At 47.7% G+C, this 15,812-nt stretch carries 12 protein-coding genes; 2 read left to right on the top strand and 10 right to left on the bottom strand.

What is annotated here, in order from left to right; translation table 11 throughout:
* The 3 genes from NFC81_RS03840 to NFC81_RS03830 are packed head-to-tail and all read right to left on the bottom strand — an operon-like array spanning position 1 to position 3,170.
* Complete coding sequence (locus tag NFC81_RS03840; protein WP_304996215.1) at positions 1–933, bottom strand: SDR family oxidoreductase; 933 nt, start codon at positions 931–933, stop codon at positions 1–3.
* Complete coding sequence (locus NFC81_RS03835) at positions 920–1,837, bottom strand: bile acid:sodium symporter family protein (RefSeq protein ID WP_304996214.1); 918 nt, start codon at positions 1,835–1,837, stop codon at positions 920–922. Before NFC81_RS03835 ends, NFC81_RS03840 begins: the two co-directional genes overlap by 14 nt.
* The gene (locus tag NFC81_RS03830; RefSeq protein ID WP_304996213.1) at positions 1,827–3,170 is read right to left on the bottom strand and encodes an NAD(P)-binding domain-containing protein; all 1,344 of its coding nucleotides are present in this window, start codon (positions 3,168–3,170) and stop codon (positions 1,827–1,829) included. Before NFC81_RS03830 ends, NFC81_RS03835 begins: the two co-directional genes overlap by 11 nt.
* 110 nt (positions 3,171–3,280) lie before the next feature.
* On the opposite strand from NFC81_RS03830, the gene NFC81_RS03825 reads away from it, so the two are divergent.
* Positions 3,281–4,267: an AraC family transcriptional regulator gene (locus NFC81_RS03825; protein WP_304996212.1), complete on the top strand. Its 987-nt coding sequence runs from the start codon at positions 3,281–3,283 to the stop codon at positions 4,265–4,267.
* A 7-nt stretch (positions 4,268–4,274) separates the two neighbouring features.
* Here NFC81_RS03825 and NFC81_RS03820 read toward each other — a convergent pair whose 3' ends face one another.
* Together NFC81_RS03820 and NFC81_RS03815 are read right to left on the bottom strand one after the other, a co-directional pair.
* A complete protein-coding gene (locus tag NFC81_RS03820; protein WP_304996211.1) occupies positions 4,275–5,480 on the bottom strand; it encodes a response regulator in 1,206 nt (401 codons plus the stop codon).
* Between the two features lie 21 nt (positions 5,481–5,501).
* Positions 5,502–6,836 (bottom strand): HD domain-containing phosphohydrolase, encoded by a 1,335-nt coding sequence (locus tag NFC81_RS03815; protein ID WP_304996210.1) that lies wholly within the window; start codon positions 6,834–6,836, stop codon positions 5,502–5,504.
* A gap of 127 nt (positions 6,837–6,963) precedes the next feature.
* Here NFC81_RS03815 and NFC81_RS03810 point away from each other — a divergent pair, with 127 nt between their 5' ends.
* Complete coding sequence (locus tag NFC81_RS03810) at positions 6,964–7,536, top strand: response regulator (RefSeq protein ID WP_304996209.1); 573 nt, start codon at positions 6,964–6,966, stop codon at positions 7,534–7,536.
* On the opposite strand, the gene NFC81_RS03805 is transcribed toward NFC81_RS03810, so the two are convergent.
* Genes NFC81_RS03805 through NFC81_RS03785 form a run of 5 tightly spaced genes read right to left on the bottom strand, consistent with a single transcriptional unit; the run spans position 7,531 to position 15,435 of the window.
* Positions 7,531–9,327, bottom strand: a complete 1,797-nt coding sequence (locus NFC81_RS03805) for an ATP-binding protein (RefSeq protein WP_304996208.1) — start codon at positions 9,325–9,327, stop codon at positions 7,531–7,533. The genes NFC81_RS03810 and NFC81_RS03805 overlap by 6 nt on opposite strands.
* Positions 9,324–9,833, bottom strand: a complete 510-nt coding sequence (locus NFC81_RS03800; protein WP_304996207.1) for a hypothetical protein — start codon at positions 9,831–9,833, stop codon at positions 9,324–9,326. The genes NFC81_RS03805 and NFC81_RS03800 overlap by 4 nt, the downstream gene beginning before the upstream one ends.
* Before the next feature lie 28 nt (positions 9,834–9,861).
* Positions 9,862–11,088 (bottom strand): HDOD domain-containing protein, encoded by a 1,227-nt coding sequence (locus NFC81_RS03795; protein WP_304996206.1) that lies wholly within the window; start codon positions 11,086–11,088, stop codon positions 9,862–9,864.
* Positions 11,089–11,093: 5 nt separating this feature from the next.
* Positions 11,094–13,346 (bottom strand): sensor histidine kinase, encoded by a 2,253-nt coding sequence (locus tag NFC81_RS03790; protein ID WP_304996205.1) that lies wholly within the window; start codon positions 13,344–13,346, stop codon positions 11,094–11,096.
* Complete coding sequence (locus NFC81_RS03785) at positions 13,339–15,435, bottom strand: EAL domain-containing protein (RefSeq protein ID WP_304996204.1); 2,097 nt, start codon at positions 15,433–15,435, stop codon at positions 13,339–13,341. The genes NFC81_RS03790 and NFC81_RS03785 overlap by 8 nt, the downstream gene beginning before the upstream one ends.
* Positions 15,436–15,812 lie beyond the last annotated feature (377 nt).

Genomic DNA, 15,812 nt, shown 5'->3' with positions numbered 1-15,812 from the left:
TCATTGCTCCTGGATGTGGTCGCAGAATAGCTGAAAGACTTCGGCAGATGTTTTCTGTGGTACATAACCGAAGTCCCGTTTTAAAGCATCATTCGATAGGACTGGTCGATAGCGCAAAAACTTCAATTGTTCCGGGCCATAGCGTGTCATTCGCAGACGCCAACCAAGCCACAATAACGCCTGCAGTAGCCACGCTGGCACGTTCAAGGTCGGTTTCCCAAGTCGTAAGGCGATCTCTTGTAAGGTTAATGCATCGTCACCGGCTAGGTTGTAGATGCCGGTTTTACTGTCGCTGACCCCGCGTTTAATGATTCGAACGACGTCTTCGTCCCAGATGAACACAAAAGGGGACGCGCAGTGGCGTATGGTCAGAATGCGGTTCTTCATAAACAACCGAGTGATCAGGTTGCGCGTATGGCTGCCTAACACGGTGCCTGGCCGCAACACCAATTGCTTAAGTTGCGGGTGTTTCTGGCGATAGTCTGCCAGCATTTCTTCGACCAAGCGTTTGTGCCACGAATAGGCAAATTCTTCATTACCGCGCAATGGATCAGACTCACTGAGCCAAGCAGCGTTGTCTGGATGGTACCCGTAGGCCGCACCACTGCTGGTGACGGTAATATGCTGCACGCCGGACGCGAGACTGGCACGCAACACGTTTTCAGTGCCACAGACATCTATTTGAAAATCTCGTTGGCGGTTTGGGCTAGCATCCAGAACGCTGGCCAGATGCACCACATGGGTAAACTGCTGAGCGGCGAACCAATTGGCAAGCTCAGGGCTATTAATATCCATGTGGTGAATGGGAAAATGAGCAGCGTCATTACCACGGATGTCGATGCCGACCACTTCGCACTGAGCCTGTAATTCATTACCAACCAAATGTCCGATATAGCCGGCAGCTCCGGTAATCAGTACCTTAAGCGTTGCCATAAGCTACTCCCCGTCGGTTCGACTGCCAGCTCCAGAATAACGCTAAGCTCAAACCGGACACCAGATGCCAAACACCCCAAAATGCAGCAATGACCATCATCGCGCCCTGATCAGCGAAAAAGGTGAAGAGAATAGAGAGCGCCAAGCCTGAGTTTTGAATACCCACCTCCAGCGTCACCGCCTGACGGTCCTCTCGCCGCAAGCGAGCGAAGTACGCAAAGATGGCGCCAGTCAATAGAGCCAATGCATTGTGTGCAATAACCAAGAGCGCGAACTTGTCAAAATTCTCTAGAAAGACAGTTGTATTGGCCGAGAAAGCCAAGCCAACAAAAACAAGGAAAATAATCAACGACGCACCTCGAAACCAAGTTTCTGCCCCATCTGCAAAACGCGGATAGCGCACACCGACCGTCATACCGACAACCAAAGGCAGTGCCAGGACGAGTGTCGTTAACAGCAGCAAGCTCAGCGGGTTGATGGCGATTTCTTGCATAAGCGGCTGGGTGATGGGGTTCAACTGGCCATAGAACATGAAATTTAAGGGCGTCATGATGATAGCCGCCAGACTGGAAACACCAGTCATAGATACCGACACTGCCACATTTCCACGTGCGATATAGGTCATGATGTTACTGAAACTTCCGCCGGGGCAGGACGCCACTAAGATCATTCCTAATGCAATGTAGGGGTCAATGGCGAACCACCAACACAACCACGCCGTGAGCGCAGGTAACAACACAAACTGAGCAAACAAACCTATCATGGGCGCAACGGGTGCGCGCAGTATTCGTTTGAAGTCTTCCATGCGGAGATTCAGCGACACGCCAAACATCATAAACGCCAGAATGCCGTTCAGAATAATCAAGCTCGTAGGATTAAATTGAATTGTGACCTCATTCAGCATGACGCACCTCACGTTGGATGTCCGACATTTGGCTGAACGCCATGTCCGCTTGCAGCGTTTTTATGTGTGCGTGCAGAGCCTGTAAATAAGTATCTTTGTGCACGTAGTAGGCCATGCGCTCTAAGTCCAAATAAGACATACCGCCGTTGGCGCGCTGCTGGACTTTTTGCTCAACATGCTTGGCAAACCGCTGTGCGGACGGTCGTCCTTCGGCGCGTTGGCGCAAATAGAGTGCTACAAGATGCGCTTGGTCGTCTCGCCCTTGCCAACCCAAGCCTGCCGCCTCCACCATGCCCATCACGAACAAATTGGGCTGGTCGGGGTTAAATACATTCAGGTACAGCTCCGGAGCGTAATGCCTCCAGTTCAATAAACTGGGGTCAATAAACGGGTAATGCAGTTTGTAGCCCGTTGCCGCTAACACCATGTCATAATCGGCGGAACTACCATCGCTGAAATAAATGGTATTGCCATCGGCTTTTGTGATGCTGGGCCGAGGTTGTATATCCCCGTGCCCAATGTGATGAAGAAAAATGGAGTTAATAACCGGGTGTGACTCATATAGCCGATAGTCCGGATCAGGCAATCCATACTGACTCGGCTTTCCAATGATCAAACGAATCAGCAGCCCATCTACCCATTGCTTCAAACGATTAGGTAAGCGCACCATCCCGCCTAATGTATCCGTGGGCTTACCCATGATGAATTTGGGCAAAAAGTAGTAACCACGGCGAACCGACATATCCACGCTGGCGGCTTGGTGAACAGCATCCACTGCTATATCACAACCACTGTTGCCACAGCCAACGATCAAAACACGCTGGCCTTTAAATTGCTCGGCGTAGCGATACTCTTTGGCATGTAGTACCTGACCGGTGAACTGTCCGGGCAGCGCCAACTCATTAGCGTGGTGCAAGGTGCCATTGGCTATTAGCACGCCAGCGACCGCACGCGTGCTGTCTTTCCCCGCCGTGCGCGTGGTGATAATCCAGTGATCATCCTGTGGTTCAACCTTTATTACCTCTGTGTTGAACTCATAATGCGCATAGAGGTTGAAATGCCTTGCGTAGTCTTGGAAATATTTCTTCAGATGAGCGTGCCCCGGATACGTGGGCACATCGTCATCCATAGGGAAGTCAGTAAACTCTGTTTTGTGCTTCGACGAAATCAAATGCGCCGACTGATACATGGTGCTGGTTGGGCTATCGATGTCCCACAGCCCGCCAACGTCGGAATGAATTTCAAAGCCAACCCACGGCAGCCCGTATTGCGCTAAGCGGCGAGCCGTACATAAGCCCATCGGTCCTGCACCAATCACAGCGTATGGAAGCATTTCGTATCTCCTTGCCACGGCAGAGCGGCAGCAATGTTTTTTTGTTGTTATGATGGATTCACAATATAGAGAGGGATCTATTTCAAGTCCCTGCCGTTTCGAGACATTTCATGGTCAATTCAGGACTCGCTACCGTCACGCAGCATTTCACCAAGGCCATGCTGCGTGCATTACCGCCGGAGGTGGCAGCTGCAGAACCACTGCGTACGCTAATTACCGATATAGAAACGCATGAACGCGTGCCCATGGCGTTGCAAGATGAATTATGGCGGCAGTTGGTGCAGCATCTCCCGCAAGCTGGTTTGGGCCTGACACTTGGCGCTGCAATTGAACCAGGCAATCTCGACTTAGTGGGCTTCCTGATCATGAGTTGTGACACACTGGAAGACGCTTTAGATGTTCTACTGACTTATCATCCCATTGTTGGAGAAGGCGGTGAATTTCTCTCGACGCGCAACGACACCACCTGCCAACTGATCTACGCACCGTTTCATGACGTGTGCAGAATTGAGCGCACCGAGGCCGTAATGACCACCCTCGTTCACCTGACTCGGCATCTGACCAGCGGACGTTTCCACCCCGCCTATGTCAGCTTTCAACATGAGATTCAGAGCACCGAAAAGCACTACGCCGACACACTGCAATGCCCTGTCCGTTTTGGACAAATGGCGGACGCCATGGTGTTCCCGTTGACGGCGATGTCGTTACCCATCGAACACGCCAATGCGATGGTTTACGAACAAATGCGCAAGCTGGCTGATACGCAGTTGCAACAGTTGAGCACGCCCATGCTGGCGCACCAAGTAGAACAGTTAGTGGCACTGCACCCACATTGGGGAAAAGAGCGCATTGCAGGAGACTTAGGCATGAGCGGTCGACATCTCAATCGTTTACTGGCGCGCGAGAACACAACCTTTAAAATTCTAGCCGATCAGGTGCGACTGCAATTGGCGAAGGACCGTCTAATTGATGGCGAAAAGACAGCTGAGATTGCGCATGCCACAGGTTTCAGCGACGAAAGCTCCTTCACCAAAGCCTTCAAACGCCTGACGGGGCAAACGCCGACGGAGTTCAAAGCACAGGTTAACGAGGGTTAAAAGAGCATCAGGATACGTGCAGCAGCGACACCCGAAACAACGAGCCCTCGCCCAATTGACTTTGCACCGAAAGGTGCCCGCCATGCTTCTCTACGATGGCTTTGCTGACCGATAAACCCAAGCCGGTGCCTTCGCCGACCTCCTTGGTAGTGTAGAAGGGATCAAATATTCTTGTAAGCTCCGTTGGCGCTATACCACTGCCATTATCCGTAACATCGACCTGTGCATACGCGCCGACACGGTGCAGCTTAACCAACACCCGACCTTGGTCGTGCTTAATCGACTGGACGGCATTCATCACCAAGTTAATAAACACCTGAACCAGTTTCGGAGAGATCGCCATGACGTGCACAGACTCTTCCGGTAGCTCCAATTGCAAGCTAACGCGATTTTTCACGTTGCCCATCAGCAATTTTTCGATAGATAGTAAAAGTTCCTTGAAGTCTGTCCGTACGAGTTTGTCCTCTTCCGGGTGTGCATATACCTTTAAGCTCTTTACGATTTCTCCGATACGATCAATGCCGGTTTCAATGTCACCCACAATACTCGGCAAGTCGTCTACTAAGCGCGCTAACCGTAGGTCTGCATCAGCTGCGCGAGCATCCGCTATCCTCTCCTCTGTAGGCGACGTTGAGGTTGCTATTGTCTGCATTCGTATCAAATAGTTGGTAAGTCTGGGCAAGTTAACGGAAAGCATCTGTACGTTACTGAGTACATAGCCTACGGGGTTATTTATTTCATGCGCAATACCCGCCGCCAATTGCCCTAAAGAGGACATTTTCTCTGATTGCAGCATAAAGTTTTGATAATTCGCCGTCATCTCCCAAGCTTTTACATTGCGCAGTGCGTAACGTATGCGTTGAATCAATAGCGGAAAATTCAACGGTTTGGGAAAGAAATCTGTCGCTCCACTCCGGAAAGCCGCCTCTATCGAATGAAAGTCATCATTGCCTGTCATAATGACGATAGGTGTCACCAGGTCGCCAAGGTTTTCGCGAATCTGTTTACACACATCCAAACCAGACAAGCCAGGCATAGATACATCCAACAATATTAGATCTGGTTTTTTTTCCTGAAAACCAGAGTAAGCCGACTGACCGTCGGCGAACGTCTCAACGTGAAAGTCGGCCTGAACCAGCAGCGATCGCAGCAATGCCAGGATGCTCTGTTCGTCATCGACTATGGCTATGGTGGGACGTGATTTTCCTGACAATTGTTGACCACCTTGGTTTATTTAACCCTCAAGTAATGTACCGCACTCTGGCGTGAGCTCTGCCTTAACCAACAGTGTGTCGTCGTGTGCTGATTGATAGTCAATGAGCTTCTTGATGGCTTCCCGTGTAAGAATTGCCCCTCCTGCTAATAGTAGTAAGCCACCAGAATTATACAAATCCTCTGTCAACAACATCCCGGGCTCAAGTCTATCAACGGAGAAAGTGTTGTCTGACAAATTCTCAGATTCAAATTCCTCTATGTTCATACTCAGGACTACTTCAACCACACTTGGATCATACTGCGTGCCCATATATTGAACCAAGCGCCTACGAGCATTTTTTATTCCCTCGGCTATACCGCTGTCGGTCGCTCGCACAAACTTACATAGGTCACGCGCAACAACAAGTACTCTTGTCTCTATAGGTATCTCGGTGCCACTCAGTTCGCTAGGCTCACCAGTGCCGTTGAACCATTCATTCTGGCAGGCGACTACATGCGCAACATCATTCAGATGCTCTGCAGGTGACAATATGGTTTTTGCAATTTGTGGGTGACGACGGATCTCTTGCTGCTCTTGGAACGTAAGTTCGGAGCGCTTCTTCCTCAACAACCTCGTGTCCACCCCCAAGAGCCCCAGATTCAAAAGAAGCCCTGCCAACCGAGCTGTTTTTACTTCTGTGTCTGTCAGACCAAGCTTTTTAGCCAGTAATACACACATCGAAGCAACGCTATTCAGGTAATGCGGATCAGCAATTGGATTCACACTCAATGCATTCAACAACACGCTCAATGTTCCCTTTGATGCTTCGGCATTGCGAGCATTAGAGGCATTCAAAGACATAATGGTTTTACGAAGCTGTTGGGTACGAAGAACGACTTGTCGTTCAAGAGTGATCATCTGCTGTTCAGTTATTTGTTGATGCTGATTCTTTTCTTCGGTTTCTTGATACGCGGCCATACCCGCTTGCACAGCACCAAGCAGTTCATCATTGGACCAAGGCTTGGAGATGTATCGCTGAATTCTACCCTCATTTACTGCATAAATAGTGGATGTTAAATCAGCATATCCGGTGATTAAAATCCTGTAAGCTTCCGGTTGCATGGCGCGCACGCGCGACAAGAATTCTGCACCAGACATACCGGGCATACGCATATCGCTGATCACTACTTTTACGTTATGAACTTCCATGAATTCCAAAGCCTGTTCTGCGCACTCAAATGTGACAATTTCGGCTTCTACGGGCTCCAATAGACGAACCACGCTTCGCAATATCCTGGGTTCGTCATCAACACACACAACGAATGACTGTATACTGTCTGTTGGATTCACTGAGACTGCATTATTACTATTCATCACGACGCCTCCTGTCTCTAATACCGAGACAATGGTTTACGAGTTAAGTGCCTCATCCGCCTCTTGTGTCGCTTTTGTCTTAAGGATACATTAAGGCTTTTCAATAAAAAAGTAAAGGAGCGATTGAATGATTAAAACGCTAACGCCGGGTGAGATAGCGCGCCTTTGCGATGTACATCAACGCACTGTAAGCAGGTGGATTGCTTCCGGCAAACTTAAAGGACACCAACTCCCCGGACGTGGAGACTACAGAGTGTTAGAAAGTGACTTCTTGACATTCGTCGAAAGTCACCATTTACCTGTCGACTTACCTAATACACCGACAAACACCATCCTAATCATTGATGACGAAGCCGCTGTCAGGCGTGCATTGGGAAGGCTATTTATACAAGATGGATACAAGGTAATTGAGGCAGAAGATAGCTTTACGGCGGGGGCCTTACTTGAACGAGATCAGCCAGCCTTAATCACACTCGACTTAATGATGCCAGGTATTCGGATTGAACATGTCTTTGAATTTCTGCGTTCTAATGAACGAAACATCCCCATTGTGGTTATCTCAGCCGCGCCACCAAACCTACTGGACGAAGCTAAACGAATGGGGGCTTTGGAAGTAGTTAGCAAGCCCTTCCAAAACGACGAACTTTTACAGATCATAGCTCGTACAATGCGCAACGCTCGACCAAACCGAAGATTATGATACTTGCTCACTGGCAATCAATGTCAGTAGGCGTTGGGCTAGTATGTCGTCGGCTATGTCAGCTGCTAAGATAAAACTACCACCGGCCTTGATGAACTGGTATGCAGAGTTCAATTCATCGGGATCGACGAGCGCTACCATTGGTGGCAATGCCCTTCCGCTTTCTCGCCAGCCATTTATCAGGTCTAATAGCCTGTTGTACTCGGCTGTCCAGTGACAGAGTAACAGCACTGTACTATCGCTTAAGGCAGCAAACTGTGTGGCGTTTACTGCTTTACAGTTTATGCTTGCGGCTACACGCTCGACCGTTTTTATGCCTGCACTATCAAACCCTATAAAGGCTAGCTGTGCCGCGGAGGTATCCGTGGTCTCTGCACAGGCATCTAGTGGCAGCTCAAACCAGAACGTAGATCCAGAATTAGGCTCACTCCGGACGCCTATTTCACCCTCCATTAACTTTACCAGCTCATGGCAAATCGTCAGCCCAAGCCCAGAACCACCGTACCTTCGATTTTCAGCGCTGTCTAATTGATTAAACTTGTGAAATAGATGCATATGAGCCGCAGGGTCGATGCCTATACCCGTATCCTCTACATACACACCTAGGCGCCCCTTAGAGTTGTTAACATTCATCTCTTTCCAACTCACAACCAGACTAATTGAGCCAGTGGAGGTAAATTTTATGGCATTGTCTAGTAAGTTGTAGATGATTTGACGCAGTCGGTTACGGTCACATACAACATTGGAGGGCACCGAAGCCTCCCAATTAAAAGTGAATGAAACCGGCTTATTGCTGAGGCGCCCCTCCACGTGGGAGCATAGCTCTTGAACTAATCCGTACAAACTCATTGGCTGATAATCAATTATTAAGCGACCGGTTTCCAGATTGCTCATGTCTAGAATGTCATTCACAATCACATTCAGCTGTCCGGCAGAATCCAGTGCCGTTTTAATGTAATGCTTATGTTTACCTGCTAATTTCTCAGCATCAAGGACATTGAGTATACCGATCACACCATTGATAGGTGTTCGAATTTCATGACTCATCATGGCTAAGAAGTTGGATTTAGCTACACTTGCCGACTTTGCATGCTCAGCGGTCACCTTGAGTTTCTTGGCCAAGCTTGAAACTACGGATAATTGCTTTTGTTCTTTAAACAAAAAATAGATCAACAAAACGATTAATAATACTGTACCGGTAATGAGTAGACTGACCACCACCGTCAACCAGTGAAGTGTACTGAGTAATTCATCCCGACTACGTGATGCCTTTTCTGAGCGCACCGCAACCACTCTATTAAGGAAGTGATTGACCACCTCAAGCAGTGAATCAGAAGTGGCCAATAAAGCGCCAGGTTCTGATTCTTTTCTCTGCAGCGACAGCGCCACTTCATCATCTAGATCTGAAATGACCAAGCCAATCCCTTCAAGTAACGAACCTAAAGCGTAATCCTCCCTGATAGCATCTCTAAGCTCCCCTCGATTTAATGTTACGTAGCGACTGAAAAGTATCTCAAATCTGAGCTCGAGGTCATCAGGATTGAAATGCTGAAGTCGTTCTGACTCACTGAGGAACAATGCCCACTGCTTTGCCTCTCGATCAAGCTGTGTTGTGGCCCACAACAAATTTTCTCGCACTATGCTTATAAGCGCCTGCTGGCGTTGATGCGTTTGCCAATATAAATAACCAACAGATATCAGCAAACAGAAGCAAAAAAGTAAAAGCAAACCAATGCTCCAGCGTGTACTCCTACGTACTGACACAATGGAATTATCTTCAACACTATTCATTCGTTAACAACAATTCGGTTAATCTGCCATACAGAGCGATTGTGATATCGCTCTGAGTTTAATTCAGGACGACCAGTAAATGGATAAATTACGAACAGAGGTCCTCGGTCACGCACCCTCAACTCTTTATCGTTCATGCTCATAGCAAAAATAACACCAAACTCTGACAAGTCAGAAGTTGGTAAGTCAGCGCTATAATCATTAAGCGCAGTAACAGTTATAACCGTCCCTTTTACTCCTACAGCATCCATTATAGCTTCACCGAGAGGCCCACTGTATGTATTGATACCATCATTCCACGGGTTCTCTGTTGAAATTGTTCTCTGAGTGAGAGCGAGTAACATTTCTCGGTCAAACTCGGCGACGCCATTGTTGTTACTTCTTTGGATATTTCCGCTAACAGTCAAAAGTACCGGGCCCGTAGGTGATGGCAGCTCTCCAGACATTACTGGCGAAGCAATGATGATGAGGGTCGTCGCAAAAAGGTAAGATACTAACTTCTTCATAATAAATCTCTTTCGTTAATTCATCAGGTTACAGGTTGACTAAAATTTCTTGTGACCATGCTCTGGCAATTAAATACTGCCGATTTAGCTCTGCAATGAGTGAACGATTTTGCGGAGACAGCTCTGCAGAATCAAAAGCCTCAACCAATCGCAAGAGTTTGCCATATTCACCAATACCAGAGCGCAATGCGCCACCTATTTCTTGGCTTACGTTTAATTCCGTAAGTAACGACTCTATTGGCATTGCTAGCACTGCTGGCAGCATCGAAAATAGCCCAACGCTGAAAGCAGTATCTGGGTTCAAGTTAGGCTTCTTGGCTACCAGTTGGCGACAGAACGCTGCACGTGTAAGAACCTCTGGCAACACTAAATGTGCTTGCTCGCCCATCTCAACAACCAACAAGCTAGCCATCAGAGTGCGAATCTCGGTTAGGCCTAGACGCACAAGTGCATCAGGTAAACTCTCTATCTGCCGTACTGAACTTTCACGAACGGAGTTGACCCGCTTAAGTAGCAAAAATGTGGCTTGCGGCAATTGCGTCATCAAGGACGATAGCCGCTGAACATCAACATCTTCCGAGTGCAACTCTTGCATAATGCTCAACAATACCTGCCGATTTCCACCTTTTGACCGTCCAGCCACCTTTAGAGTCATCGGTTTTGCAAAAAAGTAGCCTTGAAAACGATCAAAACCAACACTTTGGCACAGCTCGAACATTTCACGCGTCGCCACTCTATGGGCAATGAAACCTAGCTCAGGGTTCAATGCCCGCAAAACATCCAGGCGAGACTTGCTCAGGTCAACGGTATCTGCGGCTATCTTTACTGTTTCAAACGATGGCCAACAATCCTCTCTTGGCCAACTCTCGCAAAAAAGTGATAGCCGGTAGCCACTCCTTACTAGGTTAAATACATGTAGATCACTCGCGAGATCGTTGTAATTAATCTCCAGCACTAACTTGGGGTCAGGTGGAGGCAGCAAATCTGTATTTTGTAGCCACTCGGCAGGTGCTTTGATGTACAGGTCTCGCTCTCCCACCAGTTGGGTCAATCCGATTTCATAGATTGCCATGATCACGGCACTAGTAGTGGCATGAGTCGGACTTGTTATCTCAGCGTGATCTGCGAAGCCAGAATGACGATATAGCAGTGCATCCCCTGTATGCTGGAACTGCCCATCAAAAAGTGGCTGCAGGGCAATATGCGCATGAGGCGCACTCTCAACAGGAGGTAAAGTTTGATTCCTATCAGTCATAGTAATTAACCATTTAACCGCGCTCTCAGGTGCCTTAGGGTTGCAGGATACAACGCTAAAAACTCTTTCCACACAACTTCAATGCGACCACGTTCATCCGATTTAGCTGCTTTTTCCAACTCAAAAGTAGCATTTCCCAATGGCAACGCTCCAAATGTTCTAAGCATACTTTTTAGGCTATGCGCTTTTCGCTGTAACGCCTCCCAATCAGACTTATCAATTGCATCAGACAAATTGTCTATTGTGCTTGGAAGATCGTCTATAAATGGTGCCAATATCGACAGTAAGATAGACTCATCTCCGCCTACCATTACTAGCGCCTGTTCCCAGCTAACTAGAGCACCCTCATCCATAACGTCTTCTGACGAAAAAGTGGGTGTATTTTCTTTAATTGAGGAGAAATGGAATGACGGCAGATACTTGCGAATAACAGCATGAAGCTCCTCTATTCGGTACGGCTTCGCAAGATAATCATTCATTCCTGCTGCTAAATACTTTTGCTGCTGTTGCGATAGAGCGCTTGCTGTAAGGGCAACAATGGGGATTCCGGACAATCCATTAGCATTTCCCTTTGCTCGAATTCGCTGCGTTGTCTCATAGCCATCCATGCTCGGCATCATGATGTCCATAAATATCAGATCTGCTGACTTATGCTCCAATATATCCAATGCTTCCAACCCTGAGGATGCGGTAATAACATCTACCCCTAACTTCGTTAACTGAATATCTGTTAGCTGAAGGTTAAGCTCCGTATCGTCTACAATGAGAACGACTGGTTTAACCATCTCCTCGGACTCAACATCGACATCACTCCGGAACATCAGCGTTTGGTACAGCTCGGGCAATGACAAAGGCGTCTTTAACGATCGGCAGTCACTACGAGCGTCAAATGGACTTTCGATGAGCCACACTACTCGTTCATTCAACTCCAATTCAGAAAGTTCTAGTTGCTCAGCAATCTTGCTCAACGTGCTGTGCGCATCGACGCCTTTCAGAGCTGACTGTATGAATATCCAATCTGGAACAGTATTACTCTGGCGCAAGTAGAAATGAGCTTCTGGACCGCTGTTAGCAATTACTGTATGCGCGCCGAAATAACGCAAATATTGAACTAATGTGTCTGCCCGCTTTCGATTATCTTCAATAACTAAAATTGTTTCGTTCGAAAGTGTGTCGTGATAGTCCTGTTCTAAAGGGTCTTCAGCTTCTTCGTAAGGCACTTCCAACTTAATACTCGTGCCTTCCCCCAATGCACTGGAGATCACGATTGAGCCATGCATTAACTCAACTAACTGTTTCACTATGTTGAGCCCCAGCCCCACGCCGTTCTTGGTTAAATGATCTTCACTGCGGGCTTGCACGAATGAGTCAAAAATATACGCTTGACGAGCTGATTCAATGCCTACTCCTGTATCTTTAACCTCAAAAAATAGGCGCTTAGTCTCTAAATCTGCACTGACACTCAGTTGCACATACCCATTTTGCGTGAACTTAACAGAATTACTAATGAGGTTTTGAATAACCTGCATAAGTCGCTCAGCGTCTAGTTCAATAGCCAGTGGCAGCGGATTCGCTAGATGCACGCTCAACTCGATCTGTTTCTCCAAAGCTACATCTCGCCACCCCATCATTGCTTGCCCAACCCACTCCAAAAGGTTAACGGACGTTGGTCGAAGGGATAGCCGCTTGGCTTGCAATCGTGAGAAGTCCAACAGCTGAGTTATAAGCCGCAGCAATCTATCAGCCTCATTCTTAACCGTTGGTAATTGACGATTCACCGCAACTCCGGGGGTGTCCATCAGCTCCAAAAAATTCAGAATGCTATTAAGTGGGGCGCGTAAGTCATGACTTACCGACGAGAGCAGCCAACTTTCCATTGCTGCCTCACGCTCAGCGAGCACCGTCCTTCCTCGAAGGACCCATTGAGATGACAACAGTCGCCAAATACTGAGTTGCTCGTCATTTAGAGTCTCACTCACTCCCTTCATGATTAACCATCCGGCCACTGACAATGAAAGTGCCAAACGACCATCATCTAATGGTATCTGCTCTTGGCTATCATCACAGAGCAGTATGGATGCAAGAGCTAATTCTTGCTCTACTTCAGGCGACAACGTCTGCCATGCCTCGGATGCATACCAGACAACTTCGCTGCACCCAGTGATATCAGACCAAATCCGCATAGCCTCATGCGTCCAATCATTAAACTTAGATTGTTTAATCAACAGCACATAAACAGGCGTTAGGAGTTTATCCACAATCAGCCACCTCAGCAGTATCGTTCCACGTCTTCACCAGCTCAATTGCATCTGAACATGGCAAACCAGGTGAATAGTGGAAACCTTGGATAACATCAATTCCTAATTCCTTGAGCCACTCTCGTTGCTGTTCCGTTTCCACACCCTCAGCAACCGTCGTTAACCCTAGACCAGAGGCTAAAGTTTGAATAGCTTTCACAATCGCTCTAGCACTTGAATCGGTAGCAATATTCCGCACAAATGCACGATCAATTTTTAAAGTGGTCAGAGGAAAACGCAAAAGATATTCCATGGATGAATAACCAACTCCAAAGTCATCTACAGCAATATGAAACCCTTCTTCTCGGAGCTGAGAAAGCTTATTGAGAGTCAGTTGAGGGTCGGACATAGCGGTACTTTCGGTTATCTCAAATTCAATTGCACTGGCTTGTAAACCGGACTCTTTGAGCCGTGACATGATGTATGGTACTAATTGTGGGTCATCGAATTGAGCGCTTCCAAGATTAACGCCTAAACGGACATTCAAACCTGCACTTTTCAGTAACACCGCTTTTTCAAAGGCCTTATCAATAACCTGGTAACCCAAAGTCACTGCTAAGCCTAACCGCTCCACGACGGGAAGAAACTCATCAGGAGAGTACGCACAAACTTGGCCATTCGAATTCACCCAACGCAAAAGTGCCTCAAAGCCCCAAATACTCTCTGCACTATTAGTCCGCACTTGTGGCTGCAGGTAAAGGTCAAACTGACGGTTCTGCAACGCTTCTTTGACCTTTTGCTCCAGACATAACTCTCGGTGCGTATCGTTGCGGGACAAAGGTCTATACCAAGTGACGGTGTTATTGGGATTCATTTCAGCGCGCGCGATTGCAGCGGCAAGCCCCTCTAACTGGACATCCAAGTTTTGCTGCGCAGACGTAAGATCAATAGCACCGCAGGCTACTGATGGTGTATGAGATTCACCATCCAGCTTCCATTCTAGACTCGCCAGCTTTGTTAACTCCTGCAACAGCTTTTCTGTCTCGCTCACACTCGCCGATCGACTTACGAGGCAAAAGCTGCCCTCACTTAAGTAATATAACTCCGCGTCGAAATCTAGTTTGCGAAGTTTCAATACGAAGTCATTGCTGATTCTCTTTAATAGAGCATCAACAGTCTCTTGACCATAAACCTCACCCCAACGACCGATACGCAACAACCTGATATTACCCAATACCGCCACGTTTGCCCCATGCTCCTCCGCCCCAAGGTAGGACTTCAAATGCTGTTGAAGCATTTTTTTGTTGGGTAAGCCAGTAACATCATCATGCAGGCGTAGAAACTCTAGCATGTCCTCTGTGCTTCGCTGGTCGGAAATGTCTTGGAATGTACCATGCATGACTACAGCCTCTGACTCATACATAGTCGCCGTGATATGGATTATTCGCTCGCTAGATTTTGCTAGAATCACACGCACTTCCAGCTCCGCTTCTCGCTGCTCCGCAAGCATCATGAGAAGCCTAGGCAAATCCTCTGGGTGAACACTGCTTAATAATGTTTCATTGGTAAATTCCGCCGTGCCCAATGATAGAAGCAACCGAGCTTCTTCATTCAGTTCAAACCTGTCGTTTGCGTAATCGAATGACCAATACCCCAATTTGGCAAGTTTGCTAGCACGCTCCTGGAAATACAGAGCTCGCTTCATTTCTTCTTCGTTCTGCCTGTTCCGGAGTGCATATCGCAGCCGTTGATTCAATAAAGGTAGGTTGACAGGCTTAGTCAAAAAGTCTGTTGCTCCAGCATTAAAGGCCCTTTGAATAGAAACGGTATCGTCAGCTCCAGTCAGCATGATTACAGGCGTTGACGGATTTTTTCTCTCCGCGCGCACTGCTTCGCAGACATCAAAACCCGACATTTGGGGCAGATGTACATCTAGCAAAATGAGATCGACTGCATTTTTCCCAAATTCGACCAGCGCCTCTTCGCCAGTGGAGCATGCTTTAATATCAAAGCCGTAATGGTGCAGGCTCGTGACAAGTAGCTTAGATAGCATTGGCTCATCTTCTACGAGCAGCAATCGAGGACGCGCGGACAATCCAGCCATAGTCATTTATAAGAGCTCCACCGATATATCATACAAGCAATATACGACATTAAGGACAAAAGGGACACATTTATTTTGACTTGAGCCTATTTTCTTATGGCTAGGGAACAGCATGGCGCAGACGATTTACATGGCACATAGTCATGCGTTAAAAATCCCAACACTGAGTCGGGGTACTTTGAGTACCAGCTATGGCCAGTTGCAGCGACACAGGGACGTTCGGAACGTCTTATCTAACCTGCGTGCAGACAAAAGGACAGACCTTCATCTCACACAGAATAAAGTGCCAACTGGAAAGAAGGGGGACCAGAGGATAAGTAGGTGTGCTGGAAACACAAAAAAGCCGACCAAATTGCTTTGATCGGCTTTTTCAGTGTTTGGTA

This window comes from Salinispirillum sp. LH 10-3-1 (genome assembly GCF_030643825.1).
GTDB lineage: Bacteria > Pseudomonadota > Gammaproteobacteria > Pseudomonadales > Natronospirillaceae > Salinispirillum.
This window is presented reverse-complemented; position numbering and strand designations above follow the sequence as displayed.